The sequence below is a fragment of the Pseudogulbenkiania sp. AW2-16 genome, from assembly GCF_056824575.1.
In genome coordinates this window covers 1,932,824-1,951,634 of record NZ_CP157668.1, presented here as the reverse complement: position 1 = coordinate 1,951,634, position 18,811 = coordinate 1,932,824, and the positions used below count along the sequence as shown (strand labels likewise).

General features: G+C 65.2%; 15 protein-coding genes, 4 tRNA genes and 3 pseudogenes. 18 read left to right on the top strand and 4 right to left on the bottom strand.

Translation table 11 applies throughout. The annotated features are described in order from the left end of the window. The first annotated feature begins 22 nt into the window (after nt 1–22). The 7 genes and pseudogenes from cheZ (at nt 23) to ABKF58_RS09505 (ending at nt 6,820) form a co-directional block, all read left to right on the top strand. Nucleotides 23–772 (top strand): protein phosphatase CheZ, encoded by a 750-nt coding sequence (cheZ, locus tag ABKF58_RS09535; RefSeq protein ID WP_014088172.1) that lies wholly within the window; start codon nt 23–25, stop codon nt 770–772. 47 nt (nt 773–819) lie between these two features. Further along, nucleotides 820–2,705: pseudogene (locus tag ABKF58_RS09530) on the top strand (chemotaxis protein CheA). A gap of 27 nt (nt 2,706–2,732) precedes the next feature. After that, entirely contained in the window at nt 2,733–3,956 is a 1,224-nt protein-coding gene (locus ABKF58_RS09525; RefSeq protein ID WP_008954972.1) for an EAL and HDOD domain-containing protein, read from the top strand. A gap of 36 nt (nt 3,957–3,992) precedes the next feature. Continuing rightward, on the top strand, nt 3,993–4,676 hold the full coding sequence (gene tsaB, locus ABKF58_RS09520; RefSeq protein WP_482584239.1) for a tRNA (adenosine(37)-N6)-threonylcarbamoyltransferase complex dimerization subunit type 1 TsaB: 684 nt from the start codon (nt 3,993–3,995) through the stop codon (nt 4,674–4,676). Continuing rightward, on the top strand, nt 4,673–5,113 hold the full coding sequence (gene rimI / locus ABKF58_RS09515; RefSeq protein WP_482584238.1) for a ribosomal protein S18-alanine N-acetyltransferase: 441 nt from the start codon (nt 4,673–4,675) through the stop codon (nt 5,111–5,113). The genes tsaB and rimI overlap by 4 nt, the downstream gene beginning before the upstream one ends. Further along, on the top strand, nt 5,110–5,961 hold the full coding sequence (locus ABKF58_RS09510) for a uracil-DNA glycosylase (protein WP_482584237.1): 852 nt from the start codon (nt 5,110–5,112) through the stop codon (nt 5,959–5,961). Before rimI ends, ABKF58_RS09510 begins: the two co-directional genes overlap by 4 nt. 190 nt (nt 5,962–6,151) lie before the next feature. Next, nucleotides 6,152–6,820 (top strand): GntR family transcriptional regulator, encoded by a 669-nt coding sequence (locus ABKF58_RS09505; protein WP_482584236.1) that lies wholly within the window; start codon nt 6,152–6,154, stop codon nt 6,818–6,820. Nucleotides 6,821–6,872: 52 nt separating this feature from the next. Here the strand turns inward: ABKF58_RS09505 and ABKF58_RS09500 are convergent, their stop codons facing one another. Then, nucleotides 6,873–7,361, bottom strand: coding sequence for a dihydrofolate reductase (locus ABKF58_RS09500; protein ID WP_482584235.1), 489 nt, complete (start codon nt 7,359–7,361; stop codon nt 6,873–6,875). Further along, a complete protein-coding gene (locus ABKF58_RS09495; RefSeq protein WP_482584234.1) occupies nt 7,358–8,152 on the bottom strand; it encodes a thymidylate synthase in 795 nt (264 codons plus the stop codon). The genes ABKF58_RS09500 and ABKF58_RS09495 overlap by 4 nt, the downstream gene beginning before the upstream one ends. A 153-nt stretch (nt 8,153–8,305) precedes the next feature. Between ABKF58_RS09495 and flhB the strand changes: the two genes are divergently transcribed. The 7 genes and pseudogenes from flhB (at nt 8,306) to ABKF58_RS09460 (ending at nt 15,414) form a co-directional block, all read left to right on the top strand. Beyond that, a complete protein-coding gene (flhB, locus tag ABKF58_RS09490) occupies nt 8,306–9,472 on the top strand; it encodes a flagellar biosynthesis protein FlhB (RefSeq protein WP_482584233.1) in 1,167 nt (388 codons plus the stop codon). Nucleotides 9,473–9,478: 6 nt separating this feature from the next. Then, nucleotides 9,479–11,564 (top strand): annotated as a pseudogene (gene flhA / locus ABKF58_RS09485) (flagellar biosynthesis protein FlhA). Nucleotides 11,565–11,692: 128 nt separating this feature from the next. Then, nucleotides 11,693–12,520 (top strand): annotated as a pseudogene (gene flhF / locus ABKF58_RS09480) (flagellar biosynthesis GTPase FlhF); the annotation flags it as partial. 76 nt (nt 12,521–12,596) lie between these two features. Further along, nucleotides 12,597–13,010 (top strand): hypothetical protein, encoded by a 414-nt coding sequence (locus ABKF58_RS09475; RefSeq protein ID WP_482584232.1) that lies wholly within the window; start codon nt 12,597–12,599, stop codon nt 13,008–13,010. 1 nt (nt 13,011) lies between these two features. Further along, nucleotides 13,012–13,875, top strand: coding sequence for a MinD/ParA family ATP-binding protein (locus tag ABKF58_RS09470; protein ID WP_482584231.1), 864 nt, complete (start codon nt 13,012–13,014; stop codon nt 13,873–13,875). Next, nucleotides 13,872–14,618, top strand: a complete 747-nt coding sequence (locus ABKF58_RS09465) for an RNA polymerase sigma factor FliA (RefSeq protein WP_482584230.1) — start codon at nt 13,872–13,874, stop codon at nt 14,616–14,618. Before ABKF58_RS09470 ends, ABKF58_RS09465 begins: the two co-directional genes overlap by 4 nt. Nucleotides 14,619–14,664: 46 nt before the next feature. Then, the gene (locus tag ABKF58_RS09460) at nt 14,665–15,414 is read left to right on the top strand and encodes a flagellar motor protein (protein ID WP_014088185.1); all 750 of its coding nucleotides are present in this window, start codon (nt 14,665–14,667) and stop codon (nt 15,412–15,414) included. A gap of 78 nt (nt 15,415–15,492) precedes the next feature. On the opposite strand, the gene ABKF58_RS09455 is transcribed toward ABKF58_RS09460, so the two are convergent. Together ABKF58_RS09455 and ABKF58_RS09450 are read right to left on the bottom strand one after the other, a co-directional pair. Then, nucleotides 15,493–16,923: an exonuclease domain-containing protein gene (locus ABKF58_RS09455; RefSeq protein WP_482584229.1), complete on the bottom strand. Its 1,431-nt coding sequence runs from the start codon at nt 16,921–16,923 to the stop codon at nt 15,493–15,495. Between the two features lie 2 nt (nt 16,924–16,925). Then, the gene (locus ABKF58_RS09450; protein ID WP_482584228.1) at nt 16,926–18,200 is read right to left on the bottom strand and encodes a Y-family DNA polymerase; all 1,275 of its coding nucleotides are present in this window, start codon (nt 18,198–18,200) and stop codon (nt 16,926–16,928) included. Nucleotides 18,201–18,337: 137 nt separating this feature from the next. Between ABKF58_RS09450 and ABKF58_RS09445 the strand changes: the two genes are divergently transcribed. The 4 genes from ABKF58_RS09445 (at nt 18,338) to ABKF58_RS09430 (ending at nt 18,654) form a co-directional block, all read left to right on the top strand. Next, nucleotides 18,338–18,414 (top strand) — tRNA-Arg (locus tag ABKF58_RS09445). 5 nt (nt 18,415–18,419) lie between these two features. Then, a tRNA-Glu gene (locus tag ABKF58_RS09440) sits at nt 18,420–18,494 on the top strand. 5 nt (nt 18,495–18,499) lie between these two features. Then, a tRNA-Arg gene (locus tag ABKF58_RS09435) sits at nt 18,500–18,576 on the top strand. Nucleotides 18,577–18,579: 3 nt separating this feature from the next. Continuing rightward, nucleotides 18,580–18,654: transfer RNA gene (locus ABKF58_RS09430), tRNA-Glu, on the top strand. Nucleotides 18,655–18,811: the final 157 nt, after the last annotated feature.

The following is an 18,811-nucleotide window of genomic DNA, read 5'->3' as shown; positions in this document are numbered from 1 at the left end:
CCAGTATTCAGGAGGATTTATCGTGCCAGACCACGTTTTGGAAAGCGGGGATACCCCGGATCTCGAGGCCCTGTTTGACAGCATTGCCAAGCAGCACCAAGCCGGCACGCCACAGATCGCCAGTGAAGCAGACAGTGCCACGGCGTCCACCTCCGCCGCCGAGGGCACCCCCTCGGTGATGTATGAACAAATCGGGCAACTGACCCGCAAACTACACAGTGCGCTGCGCGACATGGGTTACGACAAATCGCTGGAGCGCGTCGCGAATGCGATTCCCGACGCCCGCGACCGCCTCTCCTACATCTCGACACTGACCGAATCCGCAGCAGAGCGGGTACTCAACGCCACCGATATCGCCAAGCCGATCCAGGACGAGCTCGAAAGCAGCGCCAAGCAGCTGTCCGAACGCTGGAACCGGCTGTTCGCCAATATGCTGTCGGTCGACGAGTTCCGCCAGCTGAGCCAGGACACGCACCGTTATCTGCAGAGCGTGCCGGAGCAGACCCAGGCCACCAGCGCGCAACTGCTCGACATCGTCATGGCGCAGGATTTTCAGGATCTGACCGGCCAAGTCATCAAGAAGATGATGGGCATGGTCAAGACGATCGAAACCGATCTCGTCGCCTTCTTGATCGAATTCTCGCCGGAAGAGAAGAAAACGGAAATCGACCCGACTCTGCTGAATGGTCCGGTGATCAACCCGGAAGGACGCAGCGATGTGGTCACCAACCAACAACAAGTCGACGACCTGCTGGAAAGCCTCGGCTTCTGAGACCACGGTCGCAACAAGAAACAATAAATAACGGTGCGGGGTAAAAAATGAGCGAATTCGGCGGCATGGAAGAGCTGTTGCAGGACTTCCTGATGGAGTCCAACGACCTTCTCTCGGACGTTGACAACAAGTTGGTCGAACTGGAAAAAGGCCAGAAGACCGCGCCTTGCTCAACGACATTTTCCGCGGCTTTCATACCATCAAGGGCGGCGCCGGCTTCCTCAACGTGGCGCCCATGGTGACCCTCTGCCACCGCACGGAAAACCTGTTCGACAAGCTGCGCAACGCCGAACTTCAGCTCAACCCCGAAGTAATGGACGTGATCCTTGACGCCACGGCCTCCGTGCGCGACATGTTCGGCACCCTGGGCCAGGGGCTGATACCGCGAGACGCCGATGGCGCATTGCTCGCCGCCCTGGATGCCGTCTTGTCCGGCCGCATGCCGCAAGCACCAGTCCTGCAAGCCACCCCGGCCACACCGCCGGTGGTGACCGCCAGCACACCGCAACGCAGCGACGAACCGGACTGGAACAGTCTCTACCAGGCCGTCGTCCCTGCCGCCCGTACCACCGCGCCCACTTCGCCGGCCCCTGCACCGGTGGAGGTAGTGCCTGCTGCGGCGTTGGTGCCGGAAACGGAGCCGGTAACGGCCGTGGCGGCAGCCAGCCGGGCTGCGGCGCCGGCCAAGAACGTGACGGCGAGCAAGTCGGCCAGCGGCGGCGGGCATGAAAACACCATCCGCATCGATACCAACCGCCTCGACATGGTGCTCAACCTGTCCGGCGAAATCGGCCTGACCAAGAACCGCCTCACCACGCTACGCACCGAGATTCTGCAGGGCAACAACGACAGCAATACCCTGCGCTCGCTGGACGAAGCCATCAGCCAGCTCGACCTGCTGGTCGGCGACCTGCAGAACGCGGTGATGAAGACTCGCATGCAGCCGATCGGCCGGCTGTTCCAGAAGTACCCCCGCCTCGCCCGTGACCTCGCGCGCCAGCTCGGCAAGGACGTCGAACTGGTACTGAGCGGCGAAGAAACCGAACTCGACAAAACCATGATCGAGGACCTGAACGACCCGCTGGTGCACCTGGTGCGCAACGCCGTCGATCACGGCGTCGAGTCCACCGCGGAACGTATCGCCGCCGGCAAGAAACCGCAGTCGCTGATCCAGCTGACGGCCGAACAGGTCGGCGACCATATCCTGATCGAGATCACCGACGACGGTCGCGGCATGAATGCCGACGCCCTGCGCCGCAAGGCAGTGGAAAAGGGCCTGATCGACACCGAAGCCGCCAACGCTCTGGACGAGAAGCAGTGCCTGCAGTTGATCTTCCTGCCCGGCTTCTCCACCAAGGACCAGATTTCAAGTGTGTCTGGCCGCGGTGTCGGCATGGACGTGGTTCGTACCAACATCCAGAAGCTCAACGGCCGCATCGACATCAACTCGATTCCGGGCGAAGGCACCCGCATCAGCATCTCGCTGCCGCTGACGCTGGCGATCCTGCCGGTGCTGGTGGTACGCGCCTGCAACCAACCGTTCGCCGTGCCGCTGGCGATGGTGCGCGAGATCATCACCATCGATCCGGAAGCCATCCAGGAAGTTTCGGGCAATCCGACTATCGTGGTGCGCGACGAAATCCTCCCGCTCAAGACCCTGGCCGGCCTGCTCGGCTGGGCACCGACCCAAAAACCGGGGTTCGGCGTGCTGATGCAATCGGCCGAGCGCTCCTTCATCCTGGCCATCGACTCCTTCGTCGGCCGCGACGATGTGGTGATCAAGCCGCTGCAGAACATCCGTCCCAAGGGCGTGGCGGGTGCCACGCTGTCGGGGGACGGCTCGGTCGTACTGGTACTCGACATGGAAGACCTGTTGACGGCGAAGGACGGCGTAAGTGGGATGGTCAAGACCTCCGAACTGATTACGATCTGACGCTTACCCCACACTGAACGGTACAGAATGACAACAAGCAGTGCCTTCATCGGACGCCAGCCTGTATTGAACCGAAATCAGCAGCTCATCGGCTATGAGCTGCTGTTTCGCCCCTCCCTCGAGGCGGAAGGCGCCGGCCCGCTGGCCGCGCTTCAAGCCGACACTCAGGTTCTGGTCAACACCCTGCACAATATGGGAACCAGCTGGCTGATCGGCAACAAGCTGGCCTTCATCAACGTCGGCGAAGCCATGCTGGCCAGCGAGTTTCTCGAGTTGCTGCCGGCACGTCGGGTCATTCTCGACCTGATGCCCGAGATCACCCCCTCCAACGAGCTGATTGCCCGCATCAAGTATCTGCATGCCCAGGGTTTCGGCATCGCCATGGATGGTTTCTCGTTCAACGCGCCTTCAGCCCAACTGCTGGAATATGCCAAATACGTCAAGCTGGACGTTCAGAAGCACGGCACCAGCGACTTCCAGATGCTGGCCGCCCAAGTGCGCAGCTACCCGGTAATCCGTATCGCCGAGAAAGTGGAAACGCACGAGCACTTCCACCTCTGCCGCGAACTGGGTATGGATGGTTTTCAGGGCTATTACTTCGCCAAGCCGGAGACCCTGTCCGCCAAGGTCATCCATCCCTCTTTCACTCACACGCTGGAGCTGCTCAACCTGCTGCGCATGGATGCCGAGATCAAGGAAGTCGAGGCGGTATTCAAGCGAGACATCGCGCTGTCCTACAAGCTGCTGCGCTTCGTGAACTCGGCCGCGGCTGGACTCAACACCACCATCAGCTCGTTCAGCCACGCGGTCACCGTGCTGGGCTACAAACGGCTCTATCGCTGGCTGACCCTGCTCTTGGTCACCGCCAACGAAGATGGCAAGACCCCACCCGCCCTGCAAAAGACCGCCATTACCCGGGCACGCTTCATGGAACTCCTGGGCGGTGCGCTCAACCTGCCTAACGATGCTTGCGAATCGCTGTTCGTGATCGGCATGTTCAGCTTGCTCGACGTGCTGTTCGACATGCCGATGACCTCCGTGCTGGAACACCTCCACCTCTCCGACCAGTTCAAGCAGGTGCTGCTGGAGCAACCGGACCGGCTCACTCCCTTCCTCCAATTGGCCAAGGCCTGCGAAGACAAGGAGATGCGCGACGTCCCGCAACTGTGCCGGGAACTGGGTCTGTCGCCCGAACCGTTCAATCAGGCTCACGTCGAGGCGCTCGCCTGGGTGGAGGAACTGGGCTTATAATTCATGGCTTTTCCCCGTCAGCCCTCCGGAAACGCCATGAAACTGCTTGCCATCGATACCTCGACGGACTTCCTGTCGCTTGCCGTCTTAAACGATGACAACACCGTCGTGTTTCATGAGCACGTCGGCCAGAAACACGCCGAACAGGCGCTACCACATGTACAGAGCCTGCTGTGCGATGCCGGGCTGACGCTTCAGCAACTCGACGGCGTCGTGTACGGGCAGGGTCCGGGCTCGTTCACCGGGCTGCGCATCGGCTGCGGCCTGGCCCAGGGCCTGGCGTTTGCCGCCGGCCTACCTGTCATCCCCATCCCCACCCTCGACAGCGTGGCGGAACAGACCGGCGCGACGCGCGTTGTCGCCTGTAGCGATGCCCGCATGCAGCAAGTCTATCTGGCGAGTTACGACCTGGACACGCCGTGCCGCCTTTCCCCTATCCTGCTGCTCGACCCGGAGCAGGCCGGCAGCGAACTGCAGCTGGATGGCGAAGGCTGGGTGGGTGCCGGCGACGGCTTTGCCGCCTACCCCATGCTGGCAAGTGGCACTTGGGGCTCACAGCTTGGCGCCATTCACAACGACATCCGCCCCCACGCCGCCAGTTACCTGCGGCTGGCGCAAAGCGGGCGCTACCCCCGCCTCCCCGCGCGCGAAGCCGATCTGCTCTACGTGCGCAACAAGGTGGCGCTGACCTCGCGCGAGCAACAGGCACGCCAGCGATGATCGCCTTCCGCCCGGCCACTGCGCCCGACCTGGCAAAACTAGCCTCCCTGGAAGCGGCGGCCACTCCCCATGGCTGGAGCGAGCGGCAGTTCCACGACTCCCTGGCGGCCGGCCACGCCTTCCTACTGCTGGAGATCGATGGCGAAGTGTGCGGACACGCGGTCAGCATGACGGTACTGGACGAGGCGGAGCTGCTGACCATCGTGATCGCCCCCGAACGGCAGGGGCTGGGGCTGGGACAGGCCTTGCTGGGCGAGCTGCTGCAGCGACTGCGTCGGCAAGGGTGCTCGAGGCTCTTTCTGGAAGTCAGGGAAAGCAACCAACCCGCCCGTGCACTCTATGCCAAGAGCGGCTTCGTCGAGACAGGCCTTCGCAAGCACTACTACCCCACCGCATCCGGGCGCGAGCATGCCGTGTTGATGGAGCTTGGGCCATGAGCCGCCGCCAGCTGATCGGTGAGGTCATCGGCCTCGGCCCGCTGTGGCGCGCGCGCGACGCGCGCTTTGACGACCACCCGGCTCGTCGCGTATCGCCGCCGGCCGCGCCCTTGGCCGACGCCCCGGTCGAAACGGCAACGGCAGAAACCGCCCCCGCTCCTGCCGCCGCCACCCCGGTGCCCACTGCCGTCCAGGCGGGCACCTCGGCACCCGCCCCTGCCGCCCCGGTTCCGGCGGTACTCGCCGAACAGGCGGCCCCCATCCTCCCCGCGCCGGCCAAGCCCGTGCTGAGCTGGGACGAACTGGAGCAGACCGTCGCCCGCTGCAGTCACTGCCGCTTGTGCGAGACGCGCACCCAGACGGTGTTCGGCCGCGGCAATCCACAGGCGCGCTGGCTGATCATTGGGGAAGCGCCGGGTGAACAAGAGGACAAACAGGGCAAGCCATTCGTCGGCCGCGCCGGCCAACTGCTCGACAACATGCTGGCCGCCATCGGTCTCGACAGCAACCACGATGTCTACATCGCCAACGTGCTCAAGTGCCGCCCTCCCGGCAACCGCAACCCTTCGGCCGATGAGATCGTAGCCTGCCAGGATTACCTGCGTCAGCAGATTGCGCACATCCGCCCGACCCTGATCCTGGCGCTGGGACGCTTCGCCGCGCAGACCCTGCTCGACTGCAACGACAGCATCGCTCGCCTGCGTGGCCGCGTACATCGCTACCAGGATGTGCCGATGATCGTCAGCTTCCATCCGGCCTACCTGCTGCGCAATCTGCCCGACAAGGCCAAGAGCTGGCAGGATCTGGTGTTCGCGCGGCGCACCTTCCGCCAACTCACCGGGCAGTGAACGGGGCACGCCCCCTCTGCCCGCACACGGCAGGTGCCGCGCTCGCGCCACGCGCCCCTCACTTCCACTCCCGCTCACGCTACACTGACGTCCTCGAAAATCCGGCGGACGGCCAAGGCGGGGGCACAACCCTGCCAGACGCCCCGGCGACAATAAGACAGAAAACTCCGCTCTTTTCAGGAGAACATGCATGAGGTTCAAGGCTAACGACTCTCTTACCGAGCAGATTGCCCAGCACCTGGGCAACCAGATCATCCTCGGCGTAATGCAGCCGGGGGAGCGCATCCAGGAGCTTCGCATCGCCAGCGAACTCGACGTCAGCCGCGGCTCGGTTCGCGAAGCGTTGCTGATCCTGCAACGCCGCCACCTGGTCAACATCTACCCGCGGCGCGGCGCGGTGGTGGCGAGTATCAGCGCCCGGGATGTGCACGACTTTTTCGGCCTGTGGTTTTTGCTGCTGGAGACGGTGGTGGGCAACATGGCACGGCAGTGGCAGAACGACGACCTCGCCCGCTTCTTCGAACTGCTGGGGCAACTCGAAGCCAGCCGCCAGCACAACGACATCCAGGGCTTCTACCAGCAAGGGGTGGCCTTCCTGCAGGCTTTGTACGGCTTTGCCGACAACCACTACATCGAAAGCACGCTGCGTGACCTCTTGCCGCTGACGCAGCGCTGCCTGTACGCCATCCTGCGTGCTGGCTCGCCGCAGGTGGAGCGCACCTACGCCTTTTTGGAAGAACTACTGAAGGCCATCATCGCGCGTGACACGCTCCGGCTCCAGACGATGATCCGGCAGTTCGGTGCCGATTACGGCCGGCTCGCCGCCGCCTCGGCCGAGGCGCTGGAGGGAGTGCAGTAAAAAGCGCTGCCGGGCGGAGGTGCCGGGCAGCGCTATCGGTTCGCCAGGGCGCTCAGCAGCGCAGGTAGCTCACGAAGGCATAGTCGAGGCCCTGCTCGCTGCGATGCGACTCGCGCTGCACTTCCTGCCAGCCACCGCTGCCGAAGTCGGGGAAATGCGCGTCGCCCTGATAGTTCCCCGCGATTTCGGTGAGCTCCAGGCGGTGTGCCAGGGGCAAGGCCTGACGGTACAGGTCGGCACCGCCGATGATGCAGGCGGATTCCGCCTCCGCAACCAGCGCCAAGGCCGCCTCCAGGCTGTGCGCGACCTCCACGCCGGCAGCACTCCAGTCGTGCTGGCGCGTCACCACGATATTGCGCCGGCCCGGCAAGGGGCGGCTGATCGAATCATAGGTCTTGCGGCCCATGATCACCGGCTTGCCCAGCGTCACCGCCTTGAAATGCTTCAGGTCCTCGGGCAGATGCCACGGCAGCCGGTTGTCGATGCCGATGACGCGGTTGGCCGCCATCGCCGCCACCAGGGTGATGCAGGGTGTCGTCATACCGCCACCTTGGCCTTGATGTGGGGCATCGGATCGTAGCCTTCCAGTTCGAAGTCTTCGAAGCGGAAGGCGAACAGATCGGTCACGGCCGGGTTGATCTTCATCACCGGCAGCGGGCGCGGTTCGCGCGCCAGTTGCTCGTCGGCCTGCTCCAGGTGGTTGCTGTAGAGGTGGGCGTCGCCCAGCGTGTGCACGAATTCGCCCGGCTTCAGGCCGCACACCTGCGCCATCATCATCGTCAACAGCGCGTACGAGGCGATGTTGAATGGCACACCGAGGAAGATGTCGGCCGAACGCTGGTACAACTGACACGACAGACGTCCGTCGGCCACGTAGAACTGGAACAGCGCATGGCACGGCGGCAGCGCCATCTCGTCGACCAGAGCAGGGTTCCAGGCCGAAACGATCAGCCGGCGTGAATCCGGGTTGTTCCTGATCATCTCGACCACGTTGGCGATCTGGTCGACGTGACGGCCATCCGGCGCCGGCCAGCTGCGCCACTGGTAACCGTACACCGGACCGAGGTTGCCGTTCTCGTCCGCCCATTCGTCCCAGATCGACACGCCGTTCTCCTTGAGATAACGGATGTTGGTGTCCCCGGAGAGGAACCACAGCAGCTCGTGCACGATGGACTTCAGGTGCAACTTCTTGGTGGTCAGGAGCGGAAACCCGTCGGCCAGATCGAAGCGCATCTGGTAGCCGAACACGGACAGGGTGCCGGTACCGGTACGGTCGGATTTGTAGTGGCCGTGCTCGCGCACGTGACGCATCAGGTCGAGGTACTGTTTCATGTCGACAGCGCAAAATGGAATGCGCCGATTGTAACCGATCTGCCTGCTCTCGGCAGACCGGATAAGCGTGTCGCCGGGGACCGGGCAAGTCGGGATTCATGGTAGGCTAGCGGCTGTCTCACTCCTCAGCACATCTGCATCGACAGCTTCAGCATGGCAGAAGATTCCGACCTCGAACGAACAGAAGCCGCGACCGGACGGCGCCTGCAGCAGGCGCGCGAGGAAGGCAACATCCCGCGCTCGCGCGAGCTGTCGACGTTTGCCGTGACCATGGCCGGCGTGGCGCTGCTGATGGCGATGGGCGAGCGTCTGGGCAACTTCATGCTGCAACTGATGCGCCGCCTGTTCACCTTCGACCACGACATGGTGCAGCACACCGATCCGGTGCTGCTGCGTTTCAAGGAGTCTCTCACCGACACCCTGCTGCAGCTCATGCCCATTTTCGGCGGGCTGGCGCTGGTGGCGGTGGCCACCCCGCTCCTAGTCGGCGGCTGGAACCTGACCTTCAAGGGCATCGAACCGAAGCTCTCCAAGCTCAATCCGGCCCACGGCATCCAGCGCATGTTCTCGCTCAGCGCGCTGACCGAGGCGCTCAAGGCCATCCTGAAGAGCGTGGTGATCGGCGGCGTCGCCACCTGGGTGATCTGGAACGAGCGCGCCGAGCTGATCGGGCTGATCGCCATGCCGCTGGAGACGGCGCTGGGCAAGATGATGCAGCTGACCTTCCATACCTTCCTGCTGGTGGTCGGCGCCATGTTGCTGCTGGTCGTGGTGGATGTCCCCTTCCAGATCTGGAACTACCACAAGCAGCTGCGCATGACCAAGGAAGAGGTCAAGCAGGAATACAAGGAACAGGAAGGCTCGCCGGAGGTGAAGGGTCGCATCCGCCAGTTGCAGCGCCAGGCCGCGCAGCGGCGCATGATGCAGGAGATTCCTTCGGCCAACGTGATCGTGACCAACCCGACCCACTACGCGGTCGCCCTCAAGTACACCGAGGGCATGCGCGCGCCGCAGGTGATCGCCAAGGGCCGGCTCAAGTTGGCCGAAAAGATCATCGACACCGGCCGCGAGCACCGTGTCACCGTGATGCGCGTGCCGAGCTTCGCCCGCGCGCTGTATTTCCACTCCGAGCTGGGCGAAGAGGTGCCCTCCCGTCTGTACGGCGCAGCGGCGCAGATTCTCGCCTACGTCTACCAGCTCAAGCTGTACGAATACAACGGCGGACTGGCCCCGGTCTACCCCGAGCACGTCGAGGTCCCTGCCGATCTTGACCCGGAAAGCAAACGCCAGCAAGATGCGGCGCCGACGGCTAACCCTTAAGCGGGCATGGATACTATTCTCGAGCAACTGAAACGCTTCAACCTGACCCGCCTGGCGGGCCCGGTCCTGATCATCCTCATTCTGACGATGATGGTGTTGCCGTTGCCGCCGATCATTCTCGACATCTTCTTCACCTTCAATATCGCGGTGTCGGTGATCGTGTTGCTGGTCGGCATCAACGTGCGCCAGCCGCTGGATTTTTCCGCCTTCCCGTCGGTGCTGCTGGTCACCACGCTGCTGCGGCTGTCGCTCAACGTCGCCTCCAGCCGGGTGATCCTGCTGCAGGGCCATACCGGGCCCGACGCCGCCGGCAAGGTGATCGAATCGTTCTCGCATTTCCTGGTCGGCGGCAACGTCGCCATCGGCGTGGTGGTGTTCGTGATCCTCACCATCATCAACTTCGTGGTCATCACCAAGGGTGCCGGCCGTATCGCCGAAGTGAGCGCGCGCTTCACGCTCGACGCCATGCCCGGCAAGCAGATGGCGATCGACGCCGACCTCAACGCCGGCCTGATCGGCGAGGAAGACGCGCGCAAGCGCCGCTCCACCATCGCCGAGGAGGCCAACTTCTTCGGCGCCATGGACGGTGCCTCGAAGTTCGTGCGCGGCGACGCCATGGCCGGCATCATGATCATCCTGATCAACATCGTCGGCGGCCTGATCGTCGGCGTGGTGCAACACGACCTGGCGGTGGGACAGGCGGCCGAGAGCTACACCCTGCTGACCATCGGCGACGGCCTGGTGGCACAGATTCCCGGCCTGATCATCTCCACCGCCGCCGGTATCGTGGTGTCGCGCGTCGGCACCGAAAAGGACATGTCCGAGCAGTTCCTCGGCCAGCTGTTCACCAAACCCTCGGTACTGTATATCACCGCCGCGGTAATCGGCCTCATCGGCATGATTCCCAACATGCCGCACTTCGCCTTCCTGCTGATCGCCAGTGTGTTGGGCGGACTGGGTTGGCTGATGGAAAAGCGCCAGCGCGAAAGCGAACAGCTGGCAGCGCTGGCCAAGGCCGCGCCACCGCCGCCGGGCGAACAGCAGATGGCCGAAGTCAGCTGGAACGACGTGCAGCACGTCGACCAGCTCGGGCTGGAAGTCGGCTACCGCCTGATCCCGCTGGTCGACCGCAGCCAGGATGGCGAGCTGTTGCGCCGCATCCGCGGCATCCGCAAGAAGATCGCCCAGGAGCTGGGCTTCCTGGTGCCGGCCGTGCACATCCGCGACAACCTGGAGATCAAGCCGAACGCCTACCGCATCCTGATGAAGGGGGTGGAGATCGGCAGCGGCGAGGCCTATATCGGCCAGTTTCTCGCCATCAACCCGGGGCGCGTCAGCGGCGAGCTGAAGGGTCTGGCCACCACCGACCCGGCCTTCGGCCTGCCGGCGGTATGGATCGACGGCGGCAAGCGCGACGAGGCGCAGACGCTGGGCTATACCGTGGTCGACGCCAGCACCGTGGTGGCGACCCACCTTTCCAACCTGCTCAACACCCACGCCGCCGAACTGCTGGGGCGCGAGGAAGTGCAGGCGCTGATCAGCCACCAGTGCCAAGGAGTCGCCGAAGCTGATCGAGGACCTGGTGCCGAAGGTGGTGTCGGTGGCCACGCTGCAGAAGGTACTGCAGCATCTGCTGACCGACGGCATCCACATCCGCGACTTCCGCACCATTCTCGAGACCCTGGCCGACCACGTCGGCGTGACGCAGGATATCGACGAGCTGACCGCCGCGGTACGCACGGCGCTATCGCGCGTAATCATCCAGCAGCTCTTCCCCGGCGAGGCGGAACTGCCGCTGATGACGCTCGATCCGGCGCTGGAAAGCGTGCTGCTGCAGGCGGTCCAGTCCAAGGCCGGCGGCGGGCTGGAGCCGGGTCTGGCGGAGAACCTGCTGGCCAGCGCCGCGCAGCAGTCGGAGCAGATGGAGAATCAGGGCTACAATCCGGTCCTGCTTACGCCGCCGGGGCTACGCCCCCTGCTGGCGCGTTTTTTACGCCGAGCCCTCCCACAGTTGCGTGTGATCTCGCATAATGAAATACCGGACAATAAATCCATTCGTATAATCGCGGTCATCGGGGGCAGCAAAGGCTAACTATAGATGGTGGTCAAAAAGTTCTTCGGCAAAACCACGCGCGATGCGCTCAGACAGGTCCGTGAGGAGCTGGGCGCCGACGCGCTCATTCTGTCCAACCGCCCCACCATGGGCGGGGGGTGGAAATCATGGCCGTGGCCGATGCCGACGTTGCCAACCTGGCCACCACCCTGTCCACCTCGACCAGCAAGCATCCGCCGCGCCACGTACCCGCGCCGGTCGCCCCGGCCGGCGGCGCGGTGAACCGTGCACTGGCGCGCACCTACGCCCTGCCGGTAGAGCCGCTGGACGCCCCGGCCCCGGCCGCCGCGCCGACACCCAGCCAGCTCGCGGCCAGCGCCGCCTTCCCGCCACGGCGCGAGACGCTGCCCCCCTCACCGCCGCCCGCCTCGGCCGCCCCGACGCCCGCCCCCGCCCCGGTGCCGCCGCTGCCGGCGGCCGCCGCGGCGACACCTCCCCAGACGAAGCCGGCTCCCGCGCCTGCCGAGGAACCCGAAGAGGTCTCGCAGGAGCTCAAGCACATCGGCGAGGAGATCAAGCTGCTGCGCAGCCTGCTGCAAAGCCAGCTGGCAAGCTTCGCCTGGTCGGACATGGAAGAGCGCGCGCCCAACCGTATCGAGCTGTTCAAGCACCTGCTCTCGGTGGGCCTGAGCGCCACCCTGATCCGCCAGCTGATCGACAAGATGCCGGCGCAGTATCAAGGCGAAGTGACGCTGAAATGGGCGCGCTCGGCGCTGATGCACAATCTCAAGTGCGCCGACGCCGACCGCGACGTGATGGAACGCGGCGGCATCTACGCCCTGGTGGGCCCCACCGGCGTCGGCAAGACCACCACGGTGGCCAAGCTGGCGGCGCGTGCCACGATGAAATTCGGCGCGCAGCACGTGGCGTTGATCACCACCGACAGCTACCGGATCGGCGCCCAGGACCAGCTGCGCATCTACGGCAAGATCCTCGGCGTGCCGGTGTACTCGATCCAGAACGAATCCGAGCTGCAGCTGACGCTGGCCGACCTCGGCCTCGCGCCATATCGTGTTCATCGACACCGTCGGCATGGGCCAGCGCGACGCCCGCGTCGCCGCCCAGACCCAGATGTTCGACGGCACCGGCCGCGAGATCCAGCGCATCCTGCTGATGGCGGCCAACGCCGACGGCCATACCCTGGAAGACGTGGTACGGCATTACCGCGGCCACGGCCTGGCCGGCTGCATCCTCTCCAAGATCGACGAGAGCGTGGCGATGGGACCGAGCTTGGACGTGATCATCCGCAACCGCCTGAAGATGTTCTACATCACCAACGGCCAGCGCGTGCCGGAAGACCTGCACCTGGCCAACGCCGCCTTCCTGATCGACCGTGCCATGCGTTCCCCGCACCTGAACTCGCCGTTCGCGCTGCAAGGCGACGAGCTGCCGATCATGAACGCGGCCCAGGCCGGCTGGTTGTGACATGCAGGATCAGGCCGCCAGTTTGCGCCGTCTTGCCGCCCAGCCGGTGCGTGCGCCCAGCTTCGCCTTCGTCGGCGCCGAAGGCAGCGGGGTCAGCACGCTGGTGGCCGGACTCGGCACCGGGCTCGCCTGGGCCGGCTGCCGGCCGCTGTTGATCGACTGCCGGGCGGGGCAGCAGCTGGCGCGCCAGCTCGGCGTGCCGACCACGGCCACGCTGGAGACACAGATCGTGGGCCCCGGCGGGCTCGACACCATGATGACGCAGTCGCGCCATGGCGTGAACCTGCTCAATCTGTACGCGCGTCCGGAAGACCGCGCACGCTTTTCCGCCCAGCTGTGGCTGCGGCTGGGCAGCGAGTTCGGCTCGCTGGAGCGCGACAGCCACATGCTGCTGGTGGATGTGCCCAACCCGGCGCACGACCCGGTGCCGGCCAGCGTGGCCGACAACCTGGTGCTGGTACTGACGCCGGCGCCGGAAGCGCTGACCATGGCCTACGCCATCATCAAGCGTCTGGCGACGCAGTACGGCCGCCAGCGCTTCAACGTGCTGGTCAACCGCGTGCGTCACCTGGAAGAGGCACGCGAGCTGTTCCAGCGGCTGTCGAGCGTGACCGGGGAGTTTCTCAACGTGGCGCTACGCTGGGTCGGCTTCGTGCCGCAGGACAGCGCGGTGAAGCGCAGTCGCAGCCTGCATCGGCCGCTGATGGAGGCCTTCCCGGACAGCGAATCGGCCATCGCCTTTTCCCAGCTGGCCGCCATGCTGCCGCAATGGCATTCACCCGAAGCCACGCGCCCGGAGGCCGGCTTCATGGACGTACTGATCGCGGCCTCGCGTGACTGGGCCGAGGGAGGAAGGACACGATGACCCTGCCGTCGTTGAAATGCAGGGCGTATAGCAGCCGCGCGCTCCACGGCGACATCGACGTCGAGCTTCACGCCCCGCTGGTCAAGAAGATCGCCAAACTGCTGATTGCCGTGCTGCCGGCCTCGGTCGAACTGGACGACCTGGTCCAGGTCGGCATCATCGGCCTGATCGAGGCGGCACGCCAGTTCGACCCAACTCAGGGAGTGCAATTCGAGACCTTCGCCAGCCAGCGCATCCGTGGCGCGATGCTGGACGAGCTGCGGCGCGAGGACTGGCTGCCGCGCCGGGCACGACGCCACTCCAAACAGATCGAGGACGCCATCCACCAGCTGGAACAGCGCGAAGGACGCCCGCCGCAGGAGTCGGAAATCGCCGACTTCCTCGGTCTGCCGCTGGCCGAATACCAGACCATGCTGGGCGAGTGCAAGGGCGTTTCGCTGCAGCATTTCAGCGACTTTGACGATGATGACGGCGTCGGCGCCGAAGCGGCCGTGGCCAACGTGGCGGACGACAACGCCGTCGACCCGTTCGCCAGCCTCGCCGACGGCGATTTCCGCGGCGCCCTGGTGGACGCCATCAAGGCACTGCCCGAACGCGACCAGCTGGTGATGGCGCTGTATTACGAGCAGGAGCTCAACCTGAAGGAAATCGGCGCGGTGCTCGGGGTCTCCGAGTCACGCGTCAGCCAGTTGCACAGCCAGGCCATCGCCCGCGTGCGGAGCAAACTCAGGGAATGGCTGTAAGCCCCACCCGGCACCAGCATAACAACCACAACAACGGAACACCGTTTTGGACAAGATCAGTATCATCGCCATCATCGGGGGGCTGGCCGCCATCATCGCCGGCCAGGCGCTGGAAGGCGGACATATCGGCTCGCTGTTCCAGTTGACCGCGTTCATGATCGTCATCGGTGGCACCGCCAGCGCCGTCATGCTGCAAAGTACCCCGAAGCAGTTCGTGACCGGGCTGCGCATGGCACGCTGGGTATTCCAGCCGCCCCAGTTCGACCACGAGAAGACCATCCGTGACGTCATCCACTGGAGCCAGAGCGCGCGCAAGGGCGGCCTGCTGTCACTGGAGGGCTACGTCGCCCAGCAGCAGGACCCGTTCCACCGCAAGGCGCTGCAGATGCTGGTGGACGGCACCGAGCCGGAGACGCTGCGCTCGGTGATGGAGGTGGAGATTTCGATGTTCGAGCATGCGCGCCGTCAGTCCACGCGCATCTGGGAATCGGCCGGCGGCTACGCCCCGACCATGGGCATCCTGGGCGCGGTGCTGGGGCTGATCCACGTCATGGAGAACCTCTCCGACCCCTCCAAGCTGGGCTCCGGCATCGCCGTGGCTTTCGTTGCCACCATCTACGGCGTCGGTTCGGCCAACCTGCTGTTCCTGCCGATCGCCAACAAGCTGAAGAACCTGGTGGCGGCCGAGATAGCGATGCGCGAACTGATCGTCGAAGGCTTGGTCGCCATCGGCCACGGCGAGAACCCGCGCATCATCGAGAACCGCCTGCGCGGCTTCCTCGCCATGCACGACTGAGCCGTCAAGGTTGGCCGAAGAGGCTCGGCCAGCAGCCCCTCCGCCGCGAGGCACGTCCCCAATCACGGCAGGCCGGGATCAGCCGATCACCCCGGAAAACACCATCTCGCCCTCGTCGAGCAAGCGCAGCTCGCTCGACGGCGTCGGCTTCTTGAGATAAGCGCTGAACAACTTGTAGCTGTCGAGATCGAAGCTCGGCTGCCCCTCCAGCGTCTCGCTGGCGGCATGGCGCGTCCCCAGATAGCACCAGCGGTCGAACACGTGCTCGACGCGCTCGCCGGTCACCTCGTCCCACTCCACCACGGCCACCGCGCCGGGAAACGGCCAGTTCTTCACCCGCACCCGCGACAGCGCCGACATCAGCCGCGTGTTGTGCTGCATCGCCGGCTCGCGACCGATGCAGGCGCCGCGGCACAGCCCGGCCTGGAAGCCGCCGCACGGCGCCCCCTTGCGGCTGGTCATCTGCTCCACCCCCAGCACGGCCTGGCACAGGCCCTGGGCGCGCGCCATGTCCTGCAACATCTTGCGCGCCTCGCGCGGGTGGCGGAACAGGCCGTACAGATCGGCGGTGCGGCTGAAGTCGAGTTCGTGCGCCAGCACGATGCGCGGTCGCACGAAGCCGTCCGCGCCCTCGCCCAGCTGGATCGAGCACAATTCGTCGCCGGGCCCGCCGCGCCGGTTGTGGCGCGGGCGATGGGCACGGATCCATTGCAGTTCCAGCAGCATGGCACCGAACTCGCCCAGCGTCTCGCGCCACTCCACACGGCGGATCGGCTCGGCGATGTGCAGTGTCTTGCCGTGCGCCTTGTCGGCGTAGAAATGCGCCAGCACCTGGCGGCGCAGGTTGGCACCGCGCCCGACGTACAAGGGCAGCTCGTCGTCGCCCAGCAACAAGTACACACCGGGCACGTCCGGCAGGCTGTCGAGCAGCTCCGGGTCCAGCCCCGGCGGCAAGGCGGTCGGTGCCAGCAGCGCCGTTGCCGCCCCCTGCACCGCCTCCGGCCCCAGCTCGGCCGTCGCCGCCTCGATGAAGTGGTACACCGCCAAGGCGTCGGCCATGGCCCGGTGGCGATCCGCCAGCACGATGCCATGGCGCGCGATCAGGCTGTCGAGACTGTGCTTGAAATGCTGCGGGTAGAGCCGGCGCGACAGCTTGACGGTGCACAGCACCTCGCTCTGGAAGACGTGCCCGGCGCGCTTGAACTCATTCTTCAGGAAGCCGTAGTCGAAGCGCGCGTTGTGCGCCAGCAGCAGGCGGCCCTGCAGCTTTTCCAGCAGCGTCTCCACCAGCGCGGCGAACGGCGGCGCCTCGGCCACCATGGCGTCGGAAATGCCGGTCATGTTCTCGATGAAGGGCGGGATCGGCTGGCCCGGATTGACCAGCGTCTCGTAACGCTCGATGCGCTCGCCATCGATCAGCAGGATGCCGATCTCGGTGATGCGGTCGCGGGTGATGTGGCCGCCGGTCGTCTCGAGGTCGACGATGGCGCAGGGTTGCTCAAACAGCATGCTCAATTCGCTTTCACCACCGGGATATCGTCCCAGCGGGTGGTGTAACAGGGAGAAAGATGGTCTTGCTTCATGCGCCAGGGCTGCTTCGTGCCTTCGGCCAACAAGCGCACGGTGCCGCGCCCCATGCGCTGGTTGATGGCGTCCATGGCCTGCATCAGGCGCGCGCTCTTGGCGTCGAGCGGATCGCCGGCAAAGAGATCGGCCTGCACCTGCCCCGCGTCGACCAGCTCGAACGCCATCACCCCGGCCTTGTGATAACGCACGCCGCGCTGCCACAAGCGTGCCACGGCCTGCTGCGCCGCGCGTGCCAACACCCGGCTATCGTTGGACGGCGGCAACAGCGCCACGGTTTCGCTGGCATCGCCCCCCCGCCCCCAGCCCGGTACGCCGGAGCGTATCCCCACGCGCAGGAAATGCGCCAGCGAACCCTGACGGCGCAGACGCTCGGCGACGCGGCTGGCATGCATCGCCGCCGCCTCCTGCAACTCGGCCAGCGCCGTCACCTTGCGCCCGAACGAGCGCGTCGACATCACCGAACGGCGCGGCTCCAGCAGCGACTCCAGCGCCAGGCAAGAGACGCCGCGCAGCTCGTCGGCGATGCGCGCCGTCACCAGCCCGAAGCGCCGCTGCAGCCAGCCGCGCTCGGTTTCGGCCAACTGCCGCGCACTGCCGATCCCCGCCGGGCGCAGCCGCTCGCCGAGACGACGGCCGATGCCCCATACCTCCTCCACCGCCACCGGCTCCAGCCGCTGCAACAGCGCCGTTGCGTCGAGCGAGCCCAGGTCGAGCACCCCTTCCAGGGCCGCCTCCTGCTTGGCCAGGTGGTTGGCGAGCTTGGCCAGGGTCTTGGACGGGCCAAGGCCGACGCAGGCCGGTAACCCGAGCCCCTGCAACAGCGCGTCGCGCAGGCGCCGCGCCAGCCTCAGCGGCTCGGCTTCGCCACTCAGGTCGAGGAAGCACTCGTCAATCGAATAGACCTCCTGCGCCCGCGCGTAACCGGCCAGGAGCCGCATCGCGCGGTTGGAGAGGTCGCCGTACAAGGCGTAGTTGGAGGAAAACACCGCCACGCCCTGCCGCTCCAGCTGCCCCTTGAGCGTGAAGTACGGTGCCCCCATCGGCACGCCAAGCCGCTTCGCCTCGGCCGAACGCGACACCACGCAACCGTCGTTGTTGGACAACACGACCACGGGCCGGCCAGCCAGCGCCGGGTTGAACACCCGCTCGCAGGCAGCGTAGAAATTGTTGCAATCGACTTGCGCGAAACAGGAGGTCATAGGGGAATCGGCGCGGCATGGGGCTGCGTTCATTGTACTGGCTCGCACACAAAATGCCCAACGACGCTTGACAGTCGGAAACAGCCTCTATAGAATCCGCCTCTCTCGAAAGACGCCAGCGTCTGAAGAGAAACAGCGCACCCGTAGCTCAGTTGGATAGAGTATCTGGCTACGAACCAGAGGGTCGGGCGTTCGAATCGCTCCGGGTGCGCCAGCAGCGTCTCCATCGTCTAGCGGTTAGGACATCGCCCTTTCACGGCGGTAACCGGGGTTCGATTCCCCGTGGGGACGCCAACAACGCACCCGTAGCTCAGTTGGATAGAGTATCTGGCTACGAACCAGAGGGTCGGGCGTTCGAATCGCTCCGGGTGCGCCAGCTGTCTCCATCGTCTAGCGGTTAGGACATCGCCCTTTCACGGCGGTAACCGGGGTTCGATTCCCCGTGGAGACGCCAGGATTCCACAAGAAGCACCAGCACGCGCTGGTGCTTTTTGCTTTTCCGGCTTCGGATTTCCCCCTCCCCATCATGCCGCACTCGCCTCTGGCGAGACGGGTTCCCGCCATCCACTCCGGAAAATCCCCAACTTTTCATCCCCCCCGTTTGCCCTGTT

Bases quoted from the DNA above. Each gene is read 5' to 3' on its own strand.
- ABKF58_RS09525 (WP_008954972.1), top strand. From the start codon at position 2,733: ATGACAACAAGCAGTGCCTTCATCGGACGCCAGCCTGTATTGAACCGA.
- tsaB (WP_482584239.1), top strand. From the start codon at position 3,993: ATGAAACTGCTTGCCATCGATACCTCGACGGACTTCCTGTCGCTTGCC.
- rimI (WP_482584238.1), top strand. From the start codon at position 4,673: ATGATCGCCTTCCGCCCGGCCACTGCGCCCGACCTGGCAAAACTAGCC.
- ABKF58_RS09510 (WP_482584237.1), top strand. From the start codon at position 5,110: ATGAGCCGCCGCCAGCTGATCGGTGAGGTCATCGGCCTCGGCCCGCTG.
- ABKF58_RS09505 (WP_482584236.1), top strand. From the start codon at position 6,152: ATGAGGTTCAAGGCTAACGACTCTCTTACCGAGCAGATTGCCCAGCAC.
- ABKF58_RS09500 (WP_482584235.1), bottom strand. From the start codon at position 7,361: ATGACGACACCCTGCATCACCCTGGTGGCGGCGATGGCGGCCAACCGC.
- ABKF58_RS09495 (WP_482584234.1), bottom strand. From the start codon at position 8,152: ATGAAACAGTACCTCGACCTGATGCGTCACGTGCGCGAGCACGGCCAC.
- flhB (WP_482584233.1), top strand. From the start codon at position 8,306: ATGGCAGAAGATTCCGACCTCGAACGAACAGAAGCCGCGACCGGACGG.
- ABKF58_RS09470 (WP_482584231.1), top strand. From the start codon at position 13,012: ATGCAGGATCAGGCCGCCAGTTTGCGCCGTCTTGCCGCCCAGCCGGTG.
- ABKF58_RS09465 (WP_482584230.1), top strand. From the start codon at position 13,872: ATGACCCTGCCGTCGTTGAAATGCAGGGCGTATAGCAGCCGCGCGCTC.
- ABKF58_RS09455 (WP_482584229.1), bottom strand. From the start codon at position 16,923: ATGCTGTTTGAGCAACCCTGCGCCATCGTCGACCTCGAGACGACCGGC.
- ABKF58_RS09450 (WP_482584228.1), bottom strand. From the start codon at position 18,200: ATGACCTCCTGTTTCGCGCAAGTCGATTGCAACAATTTCTACGCTGCC.